This window comes from Klebsiella sp. A52 (genome assembly GCF_018388785.1).
GTDB classification, from domain to species: domain Bacteria; phylum Pseudomonadota; class Gammaproteobacteria; order Enterobacterales; family Enterobacteriaceae; genus Klebsiella; species Klebsiella aerogenes.
In genome coordinates this window covers 794,496-816,048 of the sequence record NZ_CP074437.1, presented here as the reverse complement: position 1 = coordinate 816,048, position 21,553 = coordinate 794,496, and the positions used below count along the sequence as shown (strand labels likewise).

Annotated in this window: 19 protein-coding genes; 9 read left to right on the top strand and 10 right to left on the bottom strand. The window is 56.3% G+C overall.

The genetic code is table 11. The features are described 5' to 3' along the window. Window positions 1–52: 52 nt before the first annotated feature. Window positions 53–1,000 (bottom strand): trehalose operon repressor TreR, encoded by a 948-nt coding sequence (treR, locus tag KGA69_RS03750; protein WP_045394704.1) that lies wholly within the window; start codon window positions 998–1,000, stop codon window positions 53–55. A gap of 181 nt (window positions 1,001–1,181) precedes the next feature. On the opposite strand from treR, the gene mgtL reads away from it, so the two are divergent. The 3 genes from mgtL (at window position 1,182) to KGA69_RS03740 (ending at window position 6,642) form a co-directional block, all read left to right on the top strand. Continuing rightward, complete coding sequence (gene mgtL, locus KGA69_RS24295; protein WP_219340445.1) at window positions 1,182–1,235, top strand: mgtA regulatory leader peptide MgtL; 54 nt, start codon at window positions 1,182–1,184, stop codon at window positions 1,233–1,235. A gap of 146 nt (window positions 1,236–1,381) precedes the next feature. Next, window positions 1,382–4,090 carry a magnesium-translocating P-type ATPase gene (mgtA, locus tag KGA69_RS03745; protein ID WP_063415133.1) on the top strand — a complete coding sequence of 903 codons (2,709 nt, stop codon included), beginning with the start codon at window positions 1,382–1,384 and terminating at the stop codon, window positions 4,088–4,090. Between the two features lie 158 nt (window positions 4,091–4,248). Next, window positions 4,249–6,642 (top strand): beta-N-acetylhexosaminidase, encoded by a 2,394-nt coding sequence (locus KGA69_RS03740; RefSeq protein WP_213292846.1) that lies wholly within the window; start codon window positions 4,249–4,251, stop codon window positions 6,640–6,642. A gap of 57 nt (window positions 6,643–6,699) precedes the next feature. Here KGA69_RS03740 and ridA read toward each other — a convergent pair whose 3' ends face one another. The 4 genes from ridA to KGA69_RS03720 all read right to left on the bottom strand — a co-directional run bounded on the left by ridA (window position 6,700) and on the right by KGA69_RS03720 (window position 8,714). Continuing rightward, entirely contained in the window at window positions 6,700–7,086 is a 387-nt protein-coding gene (ridA, locus tag KGA69_RS03735) for a 2-iminobutanoate/2-iminopropanoate deaminase (protein ID WP_020079786.1), read from the bottom strand. 73 nt (window positions 7,087–7,159) lie between these two features. Next, window positions 7,160–7,621, bottom strand: a complete 462-nt coding sequence (gene pyrI, locus KGA69_RS03730) for an aspartate carbamoyltransferase regulatory subunit (RefSeq protein WP_015368555.1) — start codon at window positions 7,619–7,621, stop codon at window positions 7,160–7,162. A gap of 13 nt (window positions 7,622–7,634) precedes the next feature. Further along, window positions 7,635–8,570, bottom strand: a complete 936-nt coding sequence (gene pyrB, locus KGA69_RS03725) for an aspartate carbamoyltransferase (RefSeq protein WP_045394707.1) — start codon at window positions 8,568–8,570, stop codon at window positions 7,635–7,637. A 36-nt stretch (window positions 8,571–8,606) separates the two neighbouring features. Continuing rightward, window positions 8,607–8,714: a pyrBI operon leader peptide gene (locus KGA69_RS03720; protein ID WP_020079785.1), complete on the bottom strand. Its 108-nt coding sequence runs from the start codon at window positions 8,712–8,714 to the stop codon at window positions 8,607–8,609. A 191-nt stretch (window positions 8,715–8,905) separates the two neighbouring features. Here KGA69_RS03720 and KGA69_RS03715 point away from each other — a divergent pair, with 191 nt between their 5' ends. Continuing rightward, window positions 8,906–9,358: a YhcH/YjgK/YiaL family protein gene (locus tag KGA69_RS03715; RefSeq protein WP_046883302.1), complete on the top strand. Its 453-nt coding sequence runs from the start codon at window positions 8,906–8,908 to the stop codon at window positions 9,356–9,358. Window positions 9,359–9,412: 54 nt separating this feature from the next. Here KGA69_RS03715 and argF read toward each other — a convergent pair whose 3' ends face one another. Next, on the bottom strand, window positions 9,413–10,417 hold the full coding sequence (gene argF, locus KGA69_RS03710; protein WP_213292845.1) for an ornithine carbamoyltransferase: 1,005 nt from the start codon (window positions 10,415–10,417) through the stop codon (window positions 9,413–9,415). Window positions 10,418–10,580: 163 nt separating this feature from the next. On the opposite strand from argF, the gene rraB reads away from it, so the two are divergent. Then, a complete protein-coding gene (gene rraB, locus KGA69_RS03705; RefSeq protein ID WP_015368550.1) occupies window positions 10,581–11,006 on the top strand; it encodes a ribonuclease E inhibitor RraB in 426 nt (141 codons plus the stop codon). A gap of 71 nt (window positions 11,007–11,077) precedes the next feature. After that, window positions 11,078–11,842 carry a tRNA isopentenyl-2-thiomethyl-A-37 hydroxylase MiaE gene (gene miaE, locus KGA69_RS03700; protein ID WP_045394709.1) on the top strand — a complete coding sequence of 255 codons (765 nt, stop codon included), beginning with the start codon at window positions 11,078–11,080 and terminating at the stop codon, window positions 11,840–11,842. A gap of 224 nt (window positions 11,843–12,066) precedes the next feature. Here miaE and KGA69_RS03695 read toward each other — a convergent pair whose 3' ends face one another. Further along, on the bottom strand, window positions 12,067–12,570 hold the full coding sequence (locus tag KGA69_RS03695) for a GNAT family N-acetyltransferase (RefSeq protein ID WP_045394710.1): 504 nt from the start codon (window positions 12,568–12,570) through the stop codon (window positions 12,067–12,069). Window positions 12,571–12,754: 184 nt separating this feature from the next. Here KGA69_RS03695 and KGA69_RS03690 point away from each other — a divergent pair, with 184 nt between their 5' ends. Then, window positions 12,755–13,951, top strand: a complete 1,197-nt coding sequence (locus KGA69_RS03690) for a YjgN family protein (RefSeq protein ID WP_080986069.1) — start codon at window positions 12,755–12,757, stop codon at window positions 13,949–13,951. Window positions 13,952–13,999: 48 nt separating this feature from the next. Here the strand turns inward: KGA69_RS03690 and KGA69_RS03685 are convergent, their stop codons facing one another. The 3 genes from KGA69_RS03685 to pepA form a co-directional block, all read right to left on the bottom strand. Further along, on the bottom strand, window positions 14,000–16,855 hold the full coding sequence (locus KGA69_RS03685; protein WP_049060380.1) for a valine--tRNA ligase: 2,856 nt from the start codon (window positions 16,853–16,855) through the stop codon (window positions 14,000–14,002). After that, window positions 16,855–17,298 carry a DNA polymerase III subunit chi gene (gene holC, locus KGA69_RS03680; protein WP_020079783.1) on the bottom strand — a complete coding sequence of 148 codons (444 nt, stop codon included), beginning with the start codon at window positions 17,296–17,298 and terminating at the stop codon, window positions 16,855–16,857. Before holC ends, KGA69_RS03685 begins: the two co-directional genes overlap by 1 nt. Window positions 17,299–17,419: 121 nt before the next feature. After that, window positions 17,420–18,931: a leucyl aminopeptidase gene (pepA, locus tag KGA69_RS03675; RefSeq protein WP_008807121.1), complete on the bottom strand. Its 1,512-nt coding sequence runs from the start codon at window positions 18,929–18,931 to the stop codon at window positions 17,420–17,422. A gap of 390 nt (window positions 18,932–19,321) precedes the next feature. Here pepA and lptF point away from each other — a divergent pair, with 390 nt between their 5' ends. Together lptF and lptG are read left to right on the top strand one after the other, a co-directional pair. Further along, window positions 19,322–20,419: an LPS export ABC transporter permease LptF gene (lptF, locus tag KGA69_RS03670; protein WP_045394713.1), complete on the top strand. Its 1,098-nt coding sequence runs from the start codon at window positions 19,322–19,324 to the stop codon at window positions 20,417–20,419. Beyond that, window positions 20,419–21,501: an LPS export ABC transporter permease LptG gene (gene lptG / locus KGA69_RS03665; protein ID WP_045394714.1), complete on the top strand. Its 1,083-nt coding sequence runs from the start codon at window positions 20,419–20,421 to the stop codon at window positions 21,499–21,501. The genes lptF and lptG overlap by 1 nt, the downstream gene beginning before the upstream one ends. Window positions 21,502–21,553: the final 52 nt, after the last annotated feature.

Below are 21,553 nucleotides of genomic sequence, written 5' to 3'. Positions count from 1 at the left end.
ATGGGAACGTTCCCGAAACTCGGCGAAGATCACATAAATCGCCCGAACGAGATTAATTCAGGGCAGCAGGAATGACGATTTGGCGGGGTTCTGCGTGGCCGGCGATCTGGTCGATCAGCTGCTGCGCCGCCTGGCGTCCGGCTTCGGCGTAGCCGGGATCGACGGTGAGGATCTCCGGATGCAGAAACTTCATCAGCGGCGTGCTGCCGACGCTGGCGAGTTGTAGCGTGTCGATACGCTGTTCCTGTAGATATTTACTGGCGCCGAGAGCGAGAGTATCGGTGGCGCAGACCAGCGCGCGGGTCTCGGGCGTCAGTACGCTGGCGACGCTTTCATAACCCTGCTTCATCGCCAGTCCCGGCAGGGCAGCGGTCGGCGTGAGCTTCTTTTGCGCGCAGAAATCGAGATAAGCCTGATGACGGCGTTCCCCGGTGGTAACGTCGCTGTGCGGCACGCCGAGGAAACTTATATGCCGGTGTCCGCGTTCATAGAGACGCTGCATCAGTAACTTGATCGCGCCATGATCGTCATAACACACCGAAGCGAAGCCGGGAGCGTCGCGCGCCAGCAGCACCAGCGTTTCGCGCCACGGCGCGAGCATCTCCTCGCGAATACCGGTAAAGCCGAACAGTACCACGCCGTCGATATTGCGGCGGGCGAGCATGCCCAGATGTTCTTCCACCAGCGCCGGAGAAAACTGGCTCTCCATCATGATCGGATCGTAGCCCTGCTGATAAAAGGCGGGCAGCATGGTCTGCACCGCTAAATTTTCCGACAGCGAATCCAGACGGGTGACGATAATCGCCACCACCTTATCGCTCTGACCACGCATGGCGCGGGCGGAGCGGGAAGGGGAGAAACCGTGCTGCTGCATCACCGCTTCCACCCGTTCGCGGGTGCGCTCGCTGACGCCGCTTTCGTTATTCAGCACGCGCGACACCGTCGATTTTCCGACGCCGCTTAAACGCGCGATATCTTTGATTGTTAGCCGGTTTTGCATACGAGGTTCTCGCCGTCGTCCGATTTGAGTGAGTCTAATGCTACTCAACGAATCCTCAATGAGCAAAGACTGGTTGAGGTCCGGTTTAGTTGCCGGACGGTATGATAGCCATAATAGCCACAAATAGTTTCCTGGTCGCGGTATACTCCGCGCCGTCTTGAGTTACTTACCGGAGAATTTTATGGACCCCGATCCCACTCCTCATCCTCGATGGAGCAACCTTTCTTTCCGGTAAGCCTGTTTAGCACTGCTTTACCGGAAAGCGTAAAGCAGTGACGTCCACGATGTCCCTGCCCTATAAAAATAATGCCTGACAGGTAAGGCTTTGCCACGCCTGTTGGCAACGCTGCGTTCGCTCGCGCGAGCGCGGAGGCACTGTTTATGCTGAAAAATTTTACCCGGCAGCTGTTCGCGCAGCTTAGCCGTCATTTACCCCATCGTTTGATCCAGCGCGATCCGCTGCCCGACGCCCGTAACCTGGCCAGCGCGCCGATCCCGGATTCACTCGGCAAGCGCTGCCTGGACGTGGCGGCCATGGATGAGCATGAAATCTGGCGCGCGTTCGACAGCCACCCTGAAGGGCTGAACGACGTCGAAGTGGCGGCGAAAATCGCCCTGCACGGCGATAACCAAATCCCGGCGCAGAAGCCGTCGCCGTGGTGGGTTCATCTGTGGACCTGCTATCGCAACCCGTTCAACCTGCTGTTGACGGTGCTCGGCATCGTCTCCTATTCCACTGAAGATTTGTTCGCCGCGGGCGTTATCGCGCTGATGGTCGGCATCTCGACGCTGCTTAACTTCATCCAGGAAGCGCGCTCGACCAAAGCGGCGGATGCGCTGAAGGCGATGGTCAGCAATACCGCCACGGTGCTGCGGGTTATCAACGAGCAGGGCGAGAGCCGCTGGCTCGAACTGCCTATCGACCAACTGGTGCCGGGCGATATCGTCAGGCTATCGGCGGGAGATATGATCCCGGCGGACCTGCGCATCATTGTGGCGCGCGACCTGTTTGTCGCTCAGGCCTCGCTGACCGGCGAATCGCTGCCGGTTGAAAAAGTCGCGCGCACCCGCGATCCGCTACAAACCAATCCGCTGGAATGCGACACCCTGTGCTTTATGGGGACCAACGTGGTGAGCGGCTCGGCGCAGGCCATCGTCTACGCCACCGGCGGCAACACCTGGTTCGGCCAGCTTGCCGGGCGCGTCAGCGAGCAGGAAAGCGAGCCGAACGCCTTTCAGAAAGGCATTAGCCGGGTCAGCATGCTGCTGATCCGCTTTATGCTGGTGATGGCGCCGGTGGTGCTGTTGATCAACGGCTACACCAAAGGCGACTGGTGGGAAGCGGCGCTGTTCGCGCTGTCGGTGGCGGTCGGCCTGACGCCGGAGATGCTGCCGATGATCGTCACCTCGACGCTGGCGCGCGGGGCGGTGAAGCTGTCAAAACAAAAGGTTATTGTCAAACACCTCGACGCCATTCAAAACTTTGGCGCGATGGATATCCTCTGCACCGATAAAACCGGCACCCTGACCCAGGACAAAATCGTGCTGGAGAACCACACCGATGTTTCCGGTAAATCCAGCGAGAGAGTCCTGCACACCGCCTGGCTCAATAGCCATTACCAGACGGGGCTTAAAAACCTGCTCGACACCGCGGTGCTGGAAGGCGTGGAGCTGGATGCCGCTCGCGGTCTCGCGGAACGCTGGCAGAAGGTGGATGAGATCCCGTTTGATTTTGAACGTCGCCGCATGTCGGTGGTGGTGAAAGAGCAGGACGACGCGCATCAGCTGATCTGTAAAGGGGCGCTGCAGGAGATCCTCAACGTCTCGACCCAGGTGCGCTACAACGGCGAAATCGTACCGCTGGACGACACCATGCTGCGTCGCATCCGCCGGGTGACCGATACCCTGAACCGTCAGGGGCTGCGGGTGGTGGCGGTGGCGACCAAATACCTGCCGGCACGGGAAGGCGACTATCAGCGTGCGGATGAGTCCGACCTGATCCTCGAAGGCTACATCGCCTTCCTCGATCCGCCGAAAGAGACTACCGCCCCGGCGCTGAAAGCGCTGAAGGCCAGCGGCATTACGGTAAAAATCCTCACCGGCGACAGCGAACTGGTGGCGGCGAAAGTGTGTCATGAAGTGGGGCTGGATGCGGGCGAAGTGGTGATTGGCAGCCAGATTGAAGCCATGAGCGACGACGAACTGGCGGCGCTGGCGAAACGCACCACGCTGTTCGCGCGCCTGGCGCCGCTGCATAAAGAGCGCATCGTGACGCTGCTGAAACGCGAAGGTCACGTGGTGGGCTTTATGGGCGACGGTATTAACGACGCCCCGGCGCTACGCGCGGCGGATATTGGCATTTCCGTTGACGGCGCGGTGGATATCGCCCGCGAGGCGGCGGATATCATTCTGCTGGAAAAAAGCCTGATGGTACTGGAAGAGGGGGTTATCGAAGGCCGCCGCACCTTCGCCAACATGCTCAAGTACATCAAAATGACCGCCAGCTCCAACTTCGGCAACGTCTTCAGCGTGCTGGTGGCCAGCGCCTTCCTGCCGTTCCTGCCGATGCTGCCGCTGCACCTGTTGATTCAGAACCTGCTGTACGATGTCTCCCAGGTGGCGATTCCGTTTGATAACGTCGATGATGAGCAGATCCGTAAACCGCAGCGCTGGAACCCGGCCGATCTCGGGCGTTTTATGGTCTTCTTCGGGCCGATCAGCTCGATTTTCGATATCCTCACTTTCAGCCTGATGTGGTGGGTGTTCCACGCCAACAGCGTCGAGATGCAGACCCTGTTCCAGTCCGGCTGGTTTATTGAAGGGCTGCTGTCGCAGACGCTGATTGTGCATATGATCCGTACCCGCCGCATTCCGTTCGTCCAGAGCCGCGCCGCGTGGCCGCTGTTCGCGATGACGCTGCTGGTGATGGCGGTGGGTATCGCGCTGCCGTTCTCGCCGCTGGCGGGCTACCTGCAGCTGCAGGCGCTGCCGCTCAGCTATTTCCCATGGCTGGTGGCGATTCTGGCGGGTTACATGGTGTTGACCCAGACCGTTAAAGGCTTCTACAGCCGTCGTTACGGCTGGCAGTAGAGGTTTCGCCCCTTTGCCGTAGGGCAGAGGGGCTTACCGGTATTTCTCTTAAATCTCATCAAGTTGTGAAGCCCGTCAACGCCATGTATTGACGCAATTTTGTGCGCATGTTAACCCAATGTTTTGCTTTTTTTGGCCCGTCATAAAAAGGAACATTGATGATTAACACCGTGCGTTACAGTCTGCTGACCAGCGGAATATTACTGAGCAGCATGGCGCTTGCCGCCCCGGCGGGCGATCTGCCGCTGATGCCGTGGCCCGCCCATGTGGAGCGCCCGCAGGCGCAGGGGGCGTTGGCGCTAAATAATCAGCTGACGATCAACGTCAGCGGCGACGATCTTGGCGAAGCGGCGAACCGCTGGCGCGAACGTCTTGCGCGACAAACCGGCTGGACGCTCCAGCCGCAGACGGCGCCGGCGAAAAGCCCAACCATTAACGTGATCGTCAGTAAAAAAGTGCCTTTCCTGCCGCAGCCGGATAGCGACGAAAGCTATCAGCTAACCGTTAACGCAGACGGCGCGACCCTGAAAGCCAATACGCGTTTTGGCGCGCTGCGCGGCATGGAAACGCTGCTACAGCTGGTACAAAACGGTCCTGACGGCACCACCATTCCTTATGTCGCCATTGACGATGCGCCGCGCTTCCCGTGGCGTGGACTGCTGCTGGATTCCGCCCGTCACTTTATGCCGCTGTCGGCGATCAAACGGCAGATTGACGGTATGGCGGCGGCGAAGCTTAACGTACTGCACTGGCATCTGACCGACGATCAGGGCTGGCGTTTCGCCTCCAGCCGCTATCCGAAGCTGCAGCAGCAGGCCAGCGACGGCCTGTTTTATACCCAGGCGCAGATGAAAGACATTGTGCGTTACGCGGCTGAACGCGGTATTCGCGTGGTGCCGGAAATCGATATGCCCGGCCACGCCTCGGCGATCGCCGTGGCTTATCCGGAACTGATGAGCGCGCCGGGGCCTTACGCGATGGAGCGCCACTGGGGCGTGCTGAAACCGGTACTCGACCCAACAAAAGAGGCCACCTACGCGTTTGCCGAGGCGATGGTCAGCGAACTGGCGGCTATCTTCCCCGATCCGTATCTGCATATCGGCGGTGATGAAGTCGATGACAGCCAGTGGAGCGCCAATCCGGCCATTCAGAAATTCCTCAAAGAGAAGGGGCTGGCGGACAGCCACGCGCTACAGGCGTACTTCAACCGGCGCCTGGAGAAGCTGCTCGAGAAACATCACCGGCAGATGGTCGGCTGGGATGAGATCTACCACCCTGATTTACCGAAGAGCATTCTGATCCAGTCCTGGCAGGGGCAGGACGCATTAGGCGACGTCGCCAAACACGGCTATCGCGGTATTCTCTCCACCGGTTTTTACCTCGACCAGCCGCAGTACACCGCCTATCACTATCGTAATGAAATTATCCCGCAGGGGCTTAACGGCGTGGATACGATTACCGATAGCGACAGCGCCCAGAGCTGGCAGTTTTCGATGCCGCGGCTGAAGGGCAGCGCGGTTGAGGGCAGCTTTACGCTGGTAAAAGGCGATAGCGGCTGGCGAGGGTTTATTGATTTTAAAGGTAAATCACGGCGTGCCGTGCAGGAGATTGAATGGCTCGGCGACAATCAGGTTACGTTCCGCGTCGATACCTGGATGGGCGAAACCCGCCCGGTGCTGACCATTAACGATGACAAGCTCGCAGGTTACTTCCTGCTTGGCAACACCCGTTATCCCATTGACGGCAAGCGGCTGGATGCCGTGCCGCAGGGCATTCAGCCGACGCTTCCCGACGCGCAGCAACAGAAGAATCTGCTGGGCGGCGAAGCGGCGCTGTGGGCGGAGAACGTCGCCGCGCCGGTCATCGATATCAAGCTGTGGCCGCGCGCTTTTGCAGTAGCGGAGCGTCTGTGGTCGGCCGAGGACGTCAAAGACAGCGACAATATGTATCAGCGCCTGCAGGCGATGGACAGCTGGTCAACGGTCTCCGTCGGCCTGCAGCAGCACGCTCAGCAGTTGGAGCAGTTCACCCGGCTGGCGAACAGCAGCCATACGCTGGCGTTGCAGATCCTCGCCGAGGCGCTGGAGCCGGCGCATTACTACACCCGTCAGCATCTCAAGTTCCAGGCGAACAATTACCATCAATTTGAACCGCTTAACCGGCTGGCCGATGCGTTACCGGCGGAGAGCGACACCGTACGCAGCCTGAACCAGTGGGCGGAGCGGCTGATCAGCGATGCCGAAGACACTGAGAGCGCCGATGCGCTGCGCCACGTCTTTACCCGCTGGCAGAACAACAGCGGCGATGCGCTGGCGCTGACCGACAATAACTATCAGCTGGCGGCGATTAAACCGGTGGTGCAGCAGGTTGATAAGCTGGCGAGCCTCGGGCTGCGCTTGACCGATCTGGTTGCGCGGCAGGGAACGCTGGATGATAAAGAGTACGCCTCAATCCAGGCGCAACTGGATACGGCGGCGAAAACCCAGGATGAGCTGGTGATTGCGGCGGTCTATCCGCTGGAGAAACTGCTGCGGGCAACGAAGATAAAATAGGGCATTTCCCTCACCCCGCGGATGGCGCAAGCGCCTGGGGTGAGGGCAGAGAAGCGATTAGCGACGGATCGCGATAGCTTCAATCTCAATCTTCACGTCTTTCGGCAGACGCGCGACTTCTACGCAGGAACGCGCCGGGAAAGTGGCGTTATGCTCGGTGAAGAACGCTTCATACGCGGCATTCACGGTGGCGAAATCATTCAGATCTTTCACGAAAACGGTGGTTTTCACGATATCGCCCACTTTCAGGCCAGCGGCTTCAACGATAGCTTTTACGTTGTCCAGGGACTGACGCGCCTGCGCGGCGACATCTTCCGGCACGCTGCCGGTTTTCGGGTCTACTGGGATCTGGCCGGAAGTGATGATCATGCTACCCAGATCAACACCTTGTACATATGGGCCGATAGCTGCTGGTGCCTTTTCCGTCGCAATAGTTTTGCTCATAATATCTCCAGATGAACTGCAGTAATTAGGTCGTAGCCATTATAGGGAGGGCCGGTATTAATACCAACCGCAATTAGTTGGCCAGCACCACATAATGGGAAAACTCTTTTTCACAGTATTTGCATTTGAGTGCAATGTCATCGGCGCGTTTTTTCACTGCGAAACTCGACGAAACCGGCTCAGCGTGACTGATGCAGTTGCTGTTCGGGCAGACCAGCACACTGTTGATGCGCTCCGGCAGGCTCGGGCGGGATTTGCCCACTACTTCGTAATCATCGATACGGTTAACCGTTGCGTCCGGCGCATACAGCGCCAGCTGATTGACCTGCTCATCGGTCAGAAAGGTGTTCTCGATTTTAATCAAATCTTTACGGCCCATCTCACCGGATGGCAGGTTCAGGCCGATGGTGATGCGCTGGTCGGTTTCGGTCAGCTTGAACAAGGTCAACAGTTTGAAGCCGACCTGGGCCGGGATATGGTCGATCACGGTGCCGCGCTTAATGGCTTCTACCTGCAGTTTATTGTCGTGTGTCATCTCTCATTCCCCCTTACTGTGCCAGCTCGCTATTCAATACCAGTGCCAGTAACGCCTGGCGGGCGAAGATGCCGTTGCCGGCCTGCTGGAAGTACCAGGCGTGCGGCGTTTTATCGACATCGGTGGTGATTTCATCAACGCGCGGCAGCGGGTGCAGCACTTTCATGTTGGCGCGCGCGCCTTCGAGATCCGCGGCGCGCAGTATGAACTGCGCCTTCACGTTGGCGTATTCCGATGGGTCAAGGCGCTCTTTCTGCACGCGCGTCATATACAGAATATCGACCTCTGCCATCACTTCGTCGATGGCGCTATGCAGGCTCCAGGCGATGCCTTTTTCATCCAGCATATCGAGAATATATTGCGGCATCGCCAGCGCGTCCGGGGCGATGAAGTAAAAGCGGTTGCCGTTGAATTTGGCCAGCGCCTGGGTCAGCGAGTGTACGGTACGGCCATATTTCAGGTCGCCGACCATCGCGACATTAAGATTCTCAAGGCGGCCCTGAGTTTCCTGAATGGTGAACAGGTCGAGCAGGGTTTGTGTCGGATGCTGATTGGCGCCGTCGCCGGCGTTGAGAATCGGCACGCCGCCGGAGAATTCGGTTGCCAGACGCGCGGCGCCTTCTTGCGGATGGCGCATCACGATAGCATCGACGTAGGTGCTGATAACCGAAATGGTGTCGGCCAGGGTTTCGCCTTTCTTACCGAGCGAGGTGTTGCTGCTGTCGGAGAAGCCGACCACGCTGGCGCCGAGGCGGTGCATGGAGGTTTCAAAAGAGAGACGAGTACGAGTGGAGGCTTCAAAGAAACAGCTGGCGATAACCTTATGCTTCAGCAGCTCGGGTTGCGGATTGGCTTTCAGCTTTGCGGCCGTCGCCAGCACCAGTTCGAGGTCTTCGCGGCTGAGATCGTTTATGGAAATGATATGTTTTTGATATAGCGGGTTAGCCATGCTTATCTCCTGACGCCTGAGCAAAAAAAAAGCCCCTTAAATAAGGGGCTTCGAGAATTCATTGAGCAACGGAAAGAAAAACGCCAGGCCAGCGCCTGCTTTCAGACGCGGTAAGACACAGCAATGTCGTACGCAATTGACCATATTTCCTCCCGGCAAAACGGCTGGCATTATACGCAGCTTTGATGAGCAATCAAGCGATTAATCCACAATCAGGGAAACGTTTGCCTGCGCAGGCTGCGCCAGCGCAAAAAACCGCGATAAAAATGTGGTCTGGCAGTGGTAAGCGGCGTATAAAACAAAAATGAAAAGCTGTTTTATATTTGAGGGCTCTTATGATTATCGGCAATATTCATCATCTGCAATCCTGGCTGCCGGACGCGCTGCGTCAGGCGATTGAGCATGTTAAGGCTCACGTCAACGAGGCGACGCCGCTCGGCAAGCACGATATCGACGGCAACAATCTGTTCTATCTGATTTCTGAAGACAGCACCGAACCGCAGGCCGAACGTCGCGCCGAGTATCACGCCCGCTATCTGGATATCCAGATTGTGCTGCGTGGTCAGGAAGGGATGACCTTCAGCACCTTACCCGCAGGCGAGCCGCAGACTGACTGGCTGGCGGACAAAGACATCGCCTTCCTCGCCGAGGGAGCGCAGGAGAAAACCGTTATCCTTAACGAGGGGGATTTTGTGGTGTTTTATCCAGGCGAAGTGCATAAACCGCTCTGTGCGGTCGGGGCGCCGGCGAAGGTGCGTAAAGCGGTGGTGAAGGTATTGATGGCTTAAAACGGGTAGCCCGGATACGCCTGGCGCTATCCGGGAATCTACCTTGGTTAATGGCTATTTTCCAAGCGTCGCCACCATCACCGCTTTGATGGTGTGCATACGGTTTTCCGCCTGATCGAAGACGATGCTCGCCGGCGATTCAAAGACTTCATCGGTCACTTCCATGCCGCCGTGCAGTCCATACTCCGCCGCCATCTGTTTGCCGAGAATGGTCTGGTCATCGTGGAACGCGGGCAGACAATGCAGGAATTTCACCTGCGGGTTGCCGGTCAATTGCAGCATGGCTTTATTCACCTGGTAACCGCGCAGCAGGGCGATACGCTCCGCCCATTTCTCTTTCGCCTCGCCCATCGACACCCACACGTCGGTATAAATGAAATCGGCGCCTTTTACGCCCGCGGCGATTTCTTCCGTCAGGGTAATATTGCCGCCGTGCTTTTTCGCCAGCGCAGTGCATTCCGCCACTAAACCTTCATCCGGCCAGCAGGCTTTCGGCGCCACCAGACGCAGATCCAGCCCGGTCAGCGCGGCGGCTTCCAGCATGGAGTTACCCATGTTGTTACGCGCGTCGCCGGCGTAGACCAGCGTCATTTCATTAAATGCCTTACCCGGCAGGTGCTCTTGCATGGTCAGCAGGTCGGCCAGGAGCTGCGTTGGGTGGAATTCATCGGTCAGGCCGTTCCACACCGGCACGCCGGCGTACTCCGCCAGGGTTTCCACCAGCTCCTGGCCGTAGCCGCGATACTGAATACCGTCATACATGCGGCCCAGCACGCGGGCGGTATCTTTCATGGATTCTTTGTGGCCGATTTGGCTTCCGCTGGAACCGAGATAGGTCACGCGGGCGCCCTGGTCGTAAGCGGCAACTTCGAAAGAGCATCGTGTGCGGGTTGAGTCTTTTTCGAAGATGAGCGCGATGTTTTTGCCCTTCAGTTTCTGGGCTTCGATGCCGTTTTTCTTATCGGCTTTTAATTGCGCGGCCAGGTCGACAAGGCCGGTAATTTCTGCAGCAGTAAAATCCAGTAATCTCAAGAAATGCTTCTGATATAACGCGGACATAATTCCCTCACCTGGCAAACGCCACTATTGAATTAAAATTCACTTTATATGTATGAATATTCATTTGCAACCCCGAGTTAGAAATCTTTTACACAGAAGGTGGAGGCAATCACGGCGGTATGTGACAATAGGAGTATCTGCCGCACATTATGAGGAACGAGCCATGGCAAACCCGGAACTACTGGAAGAACAGCGTGAGGAAACGCGTCTGATTATCGAAGAGCTGCTGGAAGATGGCAGCGATCCGGACGCGCTGTATACCATTGAGCATCATCTCTCTGCCGATGATTTCGAAACGTTGGAAAAAGTGGCGGTAGAGGCCTTCAAGATGGGTTATGAAGTCACCGAGCCGGAAGAGCTGGAAGTCGAAGAAGGCGAAGTGGTGATCTGCTGCGATATCCTGAGCGAAAGCGCGCTCAACGCCGATCTGATCGACGCCCAGGTTGAACAGTTGATGAACCTGGCGGAAAAATTCAACGTTGAGTATGACGGTTGGGGTACCTACTACGAAGACCCGAACGGCGAAGACGATGACGGCGAAGATGACGAAGATTTAATTGACGAAGACGACAACGGCGTACGCCACTAAGTCGTCAACGGATACGGCGGCGTCTGCCGCCGTATATACCCGTCCTGATTAGGGTATAGCCTGGAGCTTCAATGGATTACCCGCAAATACTCTCCCCGATTTTAGCATTTCTTCACTGTCCTACGCCGCAGGCGTGGATTGACGAAGCCCGTAAACCGGAAAACCTGCCGCTGCTGCTGACCGACCATATGGTATGCGAGCTGAAAGCGGCGCAAAACGCCATGCTGCTGGTACGCCGCTACGTCGCCGATAAAGACGGCGCCGACGAGCTGCTGGAATGCCTGAAACCGTACGAAGACTTTACCTATCGCCGTGGGCCGGAGCCGGATTTTGTCGCTCTGCATAAACGGATCAACAAAAGCGCTATGCCGCGAACCAACGACCCGTGGAGCAGCCAGTTGCTCGACAGCATGATTCTGTTGATCAAAGAGGAGCTGCATCACTTCTGGCAGGTGCGTGAGATCATGCTGGCGCGGGATATCCCTTACGTCAAAATCACCGCCAGCAACTATGCCCGCGGTATGCGCCGGGAGGTGCGATCGCACGAGCCGGTGATGCTGATCGATAAGCTGATTTGCGGCGCTTATATCGAAGCGCGCTCCTGCGAGCGTTTTGCCGCGCTGGCGCCGTGGCTGGATGATGATTTACAGAAGTTTTATCTGTCGTTGCTGCGCTCCGAGGCCCGTCATTATCAGGACTACCTGGACCTGGCGCAGAAGATAGCGGGGGAAGATATCAGCGAGCGGGTGCGCCACCTTGGCGAGGCGGAAGCGGCATTGATTCTCCGCCCGGAGCCTGAGTTCCGCTTTCACAGCGGCGTACCGACGGCGCCGTAGTCAGCGATTTTCGGACCCGGTAGCCACTAATACTGGCAGTTTCAGTAGTCATGGGGAGAGATAGCGTTGAGAGCTTCAGCTCGTAATGGTACAGGCCGTAGGTCGGGTAAGGCGTTAGCCGCCACCCGACAAAAAAAACGGCACCGCGAGCCCGGGACATCCCCCGGCTAGCGCTACGCTTAGCCGGGCTACCAAACTGTAGCCCCGGTAGCGCTATCAAGGCGTTACAGCGTTTTCAACATCCGCACTTCACAATCGACGTGGCCGGTGCAGCCCAGCGGCCCGTCGATATGTTCAAATCCGAGATGTTCATAAAGGGCAATCGCCTCTTTCAAAAAAGCGGTGGTCTCCAGATAGCAGCGTTTAAAACCCTGCTCGCGGGCGTGATCCATCGCCATCAGCGCCAGCTTTTTCGCCAGCCCTTTGCCGCGCGCCGCGGTCATAAAGTACATTTTCTGCAGCTCACAGATATCGGACTCGCTACACGAGAGCGGCGCCACGCCGCCGCCGCCAACCACTTCGCCATTTTGCTCCACAACCCAATAGGCGGAGCCCGGTTGGCTATAAAGTTCATAGAGTTCATCCAGGTTGGGATCAGCGACCGTATAGCCTTTATCGGCGGTCAGGCCGTATTCCGCGGAGACCTGGCGGATAACTTGGGCGATGGCGGCATTATCTGCCGCCGTAATGCGGCGTAAAGTAAAGGTCTGTGGCGCAGCAAGATTCATAGAATCACTCAATTTTAGCTTAAATAACCATACATTGTTTTAATACCATTATTCTTTAACCGACGCAAGGCGTGCATAAATATATTGCCGAGTAATTTCAAAATAATATATTCTGCATATTTAATGATGGTTATTCTGGCTTATTATTTATATATATAATTTAAAGTACAAGGATGGCGGGGTTATGGATATTACTTTAGGGAAGAAGCCGCGTGCTAGTCATTATTTTGTCTTTCACGGACGGGCTCGCGCCTATTTCTTTATTTGTTTGGTCAATATTATACTGTCAGTAATTACTTTAGGGATATTCATTCCCTGGGCATGGGTACGTAGTCGCCGTTACCTTTGTGAAAATATGGAGGTTAACGGTAACCGTTTTGCTTACCACGGGAAGGGTTTCACGATTTTACTTAGCTGGCTGCTAATGTTTATCGTGCTGGTTTTACTCAGTCTGGCGCTTGCCATTTTCTCTCACGGCAGCGAAGAATGGGTGACGTTAGCATATCTTATCCTGCTGCCAGTCATGGTAATGAAGGGGTTAAGCTACCACGCGAATATGACCTCATTCGCTAATATTCGTTTCGGGTTTAAATGTAATCTGCTGCGCGCATGGTGGATTATGCTTGGGTTACCTTTGCTGATAGTCGTACTAACGGTGTTGATCCTCGCTATTCCTGGAAGTCGTATCTGGTTAGGTTCAGGCATAAATGACATGCTAGTGGGTTTCGTTGCGCTGGTTTTACTGGCGCTGTGTGTGATGGCCGTCGCCAGCGGGGTGGTTTACAGCCACTGGCTTGAACTGATCGGCAAAGGCGCAAGCTTAGGCAAAAATAAATTTAATATTTATATTAGCACTAAGCGTTGCGTCGTGGCTTTTTTATGGGCAATGGTAATTATATTGCCATTTATTATACTGTTTTTCGGGTTTTTCATTTCCGCATTCATGCAAATGATTACAGGATGTATGTTCGGCTTGTGTAATGAAAATACGGTTCTGTTTATGGCATTACGGCATCTTGGAACGGTGGCAGGAGGAAATTTATTTCTCACCATCGGCATCGTGTTAGCCATGACGTATATCCGGGTAGCTTTACGTAATCACGCGTGGAATAATTTGGTGCTTGGCGACAGCATTCATTTTCGTTCTACTCTGACGTTTTTTGGTCTTGCCCCGCGTTTATTGGCTCTGACGTTTCTTTCTCTGCTGACATTGGGTCTGGCGTACCCCTGGTTAAAGATTAATTTGATGCGCTATATTGCCGCCAACACCGAGGTAATGGGTGACGTTGAAACGCTCGACCTGCAGCAAGATGAGGCCCATAAACCACCAGTACCTGGCAAATTGTTCAGCGGTTTTTTACCTAACCTGCCGTTCTTATAATGTAAAAAAGCCGGAGCAAGCTCCGGCTTTTTATGCTTTGGCGAGCTATTACAGCGCGGCGATCACCGCCTGCTGTTCAATCAGTTTCGCTTTCGCTTCCGCATAGCCTTCCAGCTTCTCACGCTCTTTGGCGATAACCGCTTCCGGCGCGCGGGCCACAAAACCTTCATTGGACAGCTTGCTTTCGATACGGCCGATTTCCGCTTCGACTTTCGCCACTTCTTTCGCCAGACGCGCCAGCTCGGCTTCTTTGTCGATAAGGCCCGCCATCGGGATCAGCAGCTCGGCGCCGTCGATAATCTTAGTCACGGAAACCGGACCTTTATCATCGGCAGGCAGCACGGTGATGCTTTCCAGACGCGCCAGGTTCAGCAGGAAGCTACGGTTGTCGTTAACACGGCGCTCGGCATCTCTGCTGCAGCCGCGCAGCAGCAGTTCCAGCGGCTTGCCCGGAGCAATGTTCATTTCCGCCCGGATGTTACGTACGGCAACGATCGCCTGCTTCAGCCATTCGGTATCCGCCAGCGCCGCTTCATCAACCTGAGAAGCCTCATACTGCGGGAACGGCTGCAGCATGATGGTGTCAGCGTTAATACCGCAAATGACCTTCACGCGCTGCCAGATGGTCTCGGTGATGAAAGGAATAATCGGGTGCGCCAGGCGCAGCAGACCTTCCAGCACGGTCACCAGCGTATGGCGAGTGCCGCGCAGTTCCGCTTCGCTGCCGCCGTTCATGACCGGCTTGGTCAGTTCGAGGTACCAGTCGCAGAACTGGTTCCAGGTGAACTCATACAGGATGCCCGCGGCGATGTCGAAGCGGAAGTTATCCAGCGCTTCGCGGTACGCTTTCACGGTCTGGTTGAATTCAGCCAGGATCCAGCGGTCGGCCAGGGACAGCACCATCTCGCCGCCGTTAAAACCGCAATCCTGATCTTCGGTATTCATCAGCACGAAGCGGCTGGCGTTCCACAGCTTGTTGCAGAAGTTACGGTAACCTTCCAGACGCTTCATATCCCAGTTGATGTCGCGGCCGGTAGAGGCCAGCGCCGCCAGGGTAAAGCGCAGGGCGTCAGTGCCGTGCGGCTCGATGCCGTTCGGGAACTGTTTCTCGGTACGCTTGCGGATTTTTTCCGCCAGTTGCGGCTGCATCATGTTGCCGGTACGTTTCTCCAGCAGCTCCGGCAGGGTGATACCGTCAACCATATCCAGCGGGTCAATGACGTTACCCTTGGATTTGGACATCTTCTGGCCTTCGTCGTCGCGGATAAGGCCGGTCATGTAGACGGTCTTAAACGGAACCTGCGGCTTGCCGTTTTCATCTTTGATGAAGTGCATGGTCATCATGATCATGCGGGCAATCCAGAAGAAGATGATGTCGAAGCCGGAGACCATCACGCTGGTCGGATGGAACTGACGCAGCGCGTCGGTGTTTTCCGGCCAACCGAGGGTGGAGAAGGTCCACAGCGCGGAAGAGAACCAGGTATCCAGAACATCTTCGTCCTGACGCAGGGCAACGTCGGCGCTCAGGTTGTTTTCCTGACGCACTTCGTCTTCGCTACGGCCAACATAGACGTTGCCGTCGTTGTCATACCATGCCGGGATGCGGTGACCCCACCACAGCTGACGGGAAATACACCAATCCTGAATATCGCGCATCCAGGAGAAGTACATGTTTTCGTACTGCTTCGGCACGAACTGAATGTCGCCATTCTCAACGGCTTCAACTGCCGGCTTGGCCAGCACGTCGGCACGCACATACCACTGGTCGGTCAGCATCGGTTCGATAACCACGCCGCCGCGGTCGCCGTAAGGCACGGTCAGGTCGTGCGGTTTGATTTCTTCCAGCAGGCCCAGCGCGTCGACAGCGGCAACCATCGCTTTACGCGCGGCAAAACGTTCCATCTTCTGGAATTCAGCCGGGATCTCGTTGGAATAAACGTCGGATTCGTTGCCTTTGGTGTCATAGACTTCCGCGCTTTCGCGGATGTCGCCATCAAAGGTCAAAATATTAATCATCGGCAGCTGATGACGGCGGCCAACTTCGTAGTCGTTAAAGTCGTGCGCCGGGGTGATTTTCACGCAGCCGGTGCCTTTTTCCATGTCGGCGTGTTCATCGCCAACAATCGGAATGCGGCGGTTAACCAGCGGCAGCACCACGAATTTACCAATCAGGTCTTTGTAGCGCGGGTCTTCCGGGTTTACGGCCACGCCGGTATCGCCCAGCAGGGTTTCCGGACGAGTGGTGGCGACCACCAGGTAATCTTTACCGTCAGCGGTTTTCGCGCCATCGGCCAGCGGATAGCGGATGTGCCACATGGAACCTTTCGATTCGCGGTTCTCCACTTCGAGGTCGGAAATGGCGGTGCGCAGTTTCGGGTCCCAGTTCACCAGGCGCTTGCCGCGATAAATCAGGTCTTCTTTGTACAGGCGAACGAAGACCTCTTTCACCGCGTTGGACAGGCCTTCGTCCATTGTGAAGCGCTCGCGCTCCCAGTCTACGGAGTTGCCGAGGCGGCGCATCTGGCGAGTAATGGTGCCGCCGGATTCCGCTTTCCACTGCCAGATTTTATCGATGAAGGCATCGCGACCGTAGTCGTGGCGGGTTTTACCTTCTTCAGCGGCAATCTTACGCTCAACCACCATCTGGGTGGCGATACCCGCGTGGTCGGTACCGGCCTGCCACAGGGTGTTTTTACCCTGCATGCGCTGGTAGCGAATCATGGTATCCATGATGGTTTGCTGGAAGGCATGACCCATATGCAAACTGCCGGTGACGTTCGGCGGCGGGATCATGATGCAGAAGCTCTCCTGGCTTTCATCACCATTCGGTTTGAAATAGCCCTGCTTTTCCCAGTGCTCGTAAAGCGGCTGTTCGATATCTTGTGGGTTGTATGTCTTTTCCATTATTTCCAGGTTGCCGTGTTCAGGTTGAAACCAGCCATGCGGTACGCTTTATAGCGTTCGCGCGCCAGTTGTTTCAGAGAATCTTCGTAAGGGACAAAGTCTATCACTTCTGTGAAAGCGGTGGCAAAATCTGCAAAGTTTAGCCGCAGGCTGATAAGAATATCCCGCGGACTGCTGTTGCGCTTTTGCGGCCAGGCAATTTCTACCGGCGCGCCGCCTCTCGGGCCTTCGCCCGCCAGGTTATGCGGCACAAAGCTCTCCGGCGGCCGCGTCCACAGCGCTTCGTCGAGGCGAATAGCCTGCTGTTCATCTTCACAGGCGATCAGTACGCGCTTGCCGTTGCGCCAACGTTCTGCGGCAATTTCACACACCAGCTGTTCGACGGCGCTGAGCTCGTCGACGGTGTCTTCGTTGTCCAGAAGATAGAACGTTGCGTTTTTCATATATGGGGCTTCTTGTTGTGGATTTAAATGCAAAGCCGGGTGGCGCTACGCTTACCCGGCCTACAAACGGCATCTTTCCGTAGGCCCGGTAAGCGTAGCGCCACCGGGCATCAGACGGCAATCACTCTTCGCCGTTAAAACCCGCACGATTGAGCAGGAACTGAGACAGCAGCGCCACCGGACGACCGGTTGCGCCTTTGGCCTTCCCGGAACGCCAGGCGGTACCGGCGATGTCGAGGTGTGCCCAGTTGTACTTACGGGTGAAGCGTGACAGGAAGCAGCCAGCGGTAATCGCGCCGCCAGGACGGCCGCCGATGTTGGCCATATCCGCAAAGTTGGACTCCAGCTGATCCTGGAACTCGTCGGCCAGCGGCAGACGCCATGCGCGGTCGCCGGCCAGTTCGGAGGCGCCGATCAGCTCATGAGCCAGCGGGTTATGGTTCGACATCAGGCCGGTGATGTGATGGCCGAGGGCAATCACGCAGGCGCCGGTCAGCGTTGCGACATCGATAACCGCTTCTGGTTCGAAGCGCTCAACGTAGGTCAATACGTCGCACAGCACCAGACGGCCTTCGGCATCGGTATTCAGCACTTCAACGGTCTGTCCGGACATGGTGGTCAGAACGTCGCCCGGGCGGTACGCGCGGCCGCCAGGCATGTTTTCACAGCCCGCCAGCACGCCGATGACGTTGAGCGGCAGCTGCAGCTCGGCCACCATTCGCATTACGCCGTAAACCGCTGCCGCGCCGCACATGTCGTACTTCATCTCGTCCATGCCTTCGGCAGGCTTGATGGAGATACCGCCGGAGTCGAAGGTCAGGCCTTTACCGACCAGCACGATAGGGCGCGCGTCTTCAGACGGGTTGCCTTTATACTCGATGACCGACATCAGCGACTCGTTCTGCGAGCCGTTGCCGACGGCAAGATAGGAGTTCATCCCCAGCTCGCGCATCTGCTGCTCGCCGATTACGCGGGTGATGACGTTCTTGCTGTAGGTGTCGGCCAGCTGGCGCGCCTGGGAAGCAAGGTAAGCCGCGTTACAGATATTCGGCGGCATGTTGCCGAGGTCTTTCGCCGCTTTGATACCGGCAGCGATCGCCAGGCCATGTTGAATGGCGCGTTCGCCGCTGGTGAGCTCGCGGCGAGTCGGCACGTTGAAGACCATTTTACGCAGCGGACGACGCGGCTCGCTTTTGTTGGTCTTCAACTGATCGAAGCTGTACAGCGTCTCTTTGGCGGTTTCAACGGCCTGGCGAACTTTCCAGTAGTTGTTGCGACCTTTAACGTGCAGTTCGGTCAGGAAGCAGACGGCTTCCATCGAACCAGTGTCATTCAGAGTATTAATGGTTTTCTGAATAACTTGTTTATACTGACGTTCATCCAGTTCGCGCTCTTTACCACAGCCGATGAGCAGAATGCGCTCAGACAGGATGTTCGGCACATGGTGCAGTAACAAGGTCTGGCCAGGCTTGCCTTCGAGCTCGCCGCGACGCAGCAGGGCGCTGATGTAACCGTCGCTGATTTTATCGAGTTGTTCGGCGATGGGGGAGAGGCGACGTGGTTCGAAGACGCCGACCACGATACAGGCACTCCGCTGCTTCTCCGGGCTACCGCTTTTTACACTGAACTCCATGCACTATGCTCCTGAATCTTAAAGACAACAGTGGTGGCTACGGCTATACTCGTCGCCTTTCCAGTTGCAGATGCGTTGGCTACGCCTGCTTACCCCTGACGCTGGCTGATGCCGCACCGGGGCTTCACAGTCCTGCCGCCTTTCTACAACTCGAAATCCATTGAGTATATAATTGCAAGCTTTCGTAACTCATGTCCGCTGTTGCGGTGACTTCGTGTTAATCTTAACGTTATTACGGCTTTGGTTCGTCAGAAAAGATCCTGATACGCAGAACCGATGAGTCATTTAATCTTAGCGATGTTTTCGACGACAAAAGAGAATAAATGACGTTTAAGCCATGAAACAAGCAATTTTCCTGCAATAAGACGGGTTTTTACGGGCGTATTTATAGTGATAATCATAAGATATCTGGTTCGTGAGACGCTGAAAAGCCAGTTGGCGATCCTATTCATCCTGTTGCTGATTTTCTTCTGTCAGAAACTCGTCAGGATCCTCGGCGCCGCGGTAGATGGCGATATCCCGACCAACCTGGTGCTCTCGCTGTTAGGGCTGGGCGTACCGGAAATGGCGCAGCTCATTCTGCCCCTGAGTCTTTTCCTCGGGCTGTTGATGACGCTCGGCAAACTGTATACCGAAAGTGAAATTACGGTGATGCACGCCTGCGGCTTAAGTAAAGCCGTATTGATTAAGGCGGCGATGATCCTCGCCCTGTTTACCGGCGCCGTCGCGGCGGTCAACGTGATGTGGGCGGGGCCGTGGTCGTCGCGCCATCAGGACGAAGTACTGGCGGAAGCCAAAGCTAACCCTGGAATGGCGGCGCTGGCTCAGGGCCAGTTCCAGCAGGCCAGCGACGGCAGCGCGGTGCTGTTTATCGAAAACGTCAACGGCAACCGCTTCAACGACGTGTTCCTGGCGCAACTGCGGCCTAAAGGCAACGCGCGTCCTTCCGTGGTGGTGGCGGACTCCGGCGAGCTGTCGCAGAAAAAAGACGGCTCCCAGGTGGTCACCATGACCCAGGGGACGCGTTTTGAAGGCACGGCGATGCTGCGCGATTTCCGTATTACCGACTTTAAAAACTACCAGGCGGTTATTGGCCATCAGGCGGTAGCGGCCGATCCCAGCGACACCGAACAGATGAATATGCGCACCCTGTGGCGTACCGACACCGATCGCGCCCGCGCCGAACTGCACTGGCGCTTCACGCTGGTGGCGGCGGTGTTCATGATGGCGCTGATGGTTGTCCCGCTCAGCGTGGTGAACCCGCGTCAGGGCCGCGTGCTGTCTATGCTGCCGGCGATGCTGCTGTATCTGGTGTTCTTCCTGCTGCAAACGTCGATCAAATCGAACGCGGGTAAAGGCAAAATGGACCCCGCCATCTGGATGTGGGGCGTGAACCTGCTCTACTTCGCGCTGGCGGTGCTGCTTAACCTGTGGGATACGGTGCCGATGCGTCGTTTCCGTGCCCGGTTTAATAAAGGAGCGGTGTGATGCAGGCGTTTGGCGTACTTGACCGCTATATCGGTAAAACCATTTTTAACACCATCATGATGACGCTGTTCATGCTGGTGTCGCTCTCCGGCATTATTAAGTTTGTCGACCAGCTGAAAAAAGCCGGGCAGGGCAGCTATGATGCGCTGGGAGCAGGACTCTATACCATTCTCAGCGTACCAAAAGATGTGCAAATTTTCTTCCCAATGGCGGCCCTGCTTGGGGCTTTGCTGGGGCTGGGGATGCTGGCGCAGCGTAGCGAACTGGTGGTGATGCAGGCTTCCGGCTTTACCCGTATGCAGGTGGCGCTGGCGGTGATGAAAACGGCGATCCCGCTGGTGTTGTTGACCATGGCGATGGGTGAATGGGTGGCGCCGCAGGGCGAACAGATGGCGCGTAACTACCGAGCGCAGCAGATGTACGGCGGTTCGCTGCTGTCGACCCAGCAGGGTTTGTGGGCGAAAGACGGGCATAATTTTGTCTACATTGAGCGGGTGAAGGGCAACGATGAGCTGGGCGGGGTGAGCATCTACCAGTTTAACGATAACCGTCGTCTGCAATCTGTCCGTTACGCCGCTTCCGCTAAGTTTGATAATGAAGCTAAGGTTTGGCGTCTGTCGCAGGTTGATGAGTCCGACCTGACCGATCCGAAGCAGGTAACCGGTACCCAGATGGTCAGCGGTACCTGGAAGACCAAACTAACGCCGGACAAACTCGGCGTGGTTGCGCTGGATCCGGATGCGCTGTCAATCAGCGGCCTGCATAATTACGTGACCTATTTGAAGTCCAGCGGTCAGGATCCGGGCCGTTACCAGCTCAACATGTGGAGCAAAATCTTCCAGCCGCTGTCGGTGGCCGTGATGATGCTGATGGCGCTGTCGTTTATTTTTGGTCCATTGCGGAGCGTGGCGATGGGCGTGAGGGTCGTTACCGGGATTAGCTTCGGCTTTATCTTCTACGTCCTCGATCAGATATTTGGCCCACTGACGCTGGTTTACGGCATACCGCCAATCATCGGCGCGCTGCTGCCAAGCGCAAGCTTCTTCCTGATAAGCCTTTGGCTGATGATGAGAAAAGCGTAGTTCGATAAATAACCCGGCCAAGCGCAAGCAACGCCGGGTTTTTTATGCCTGC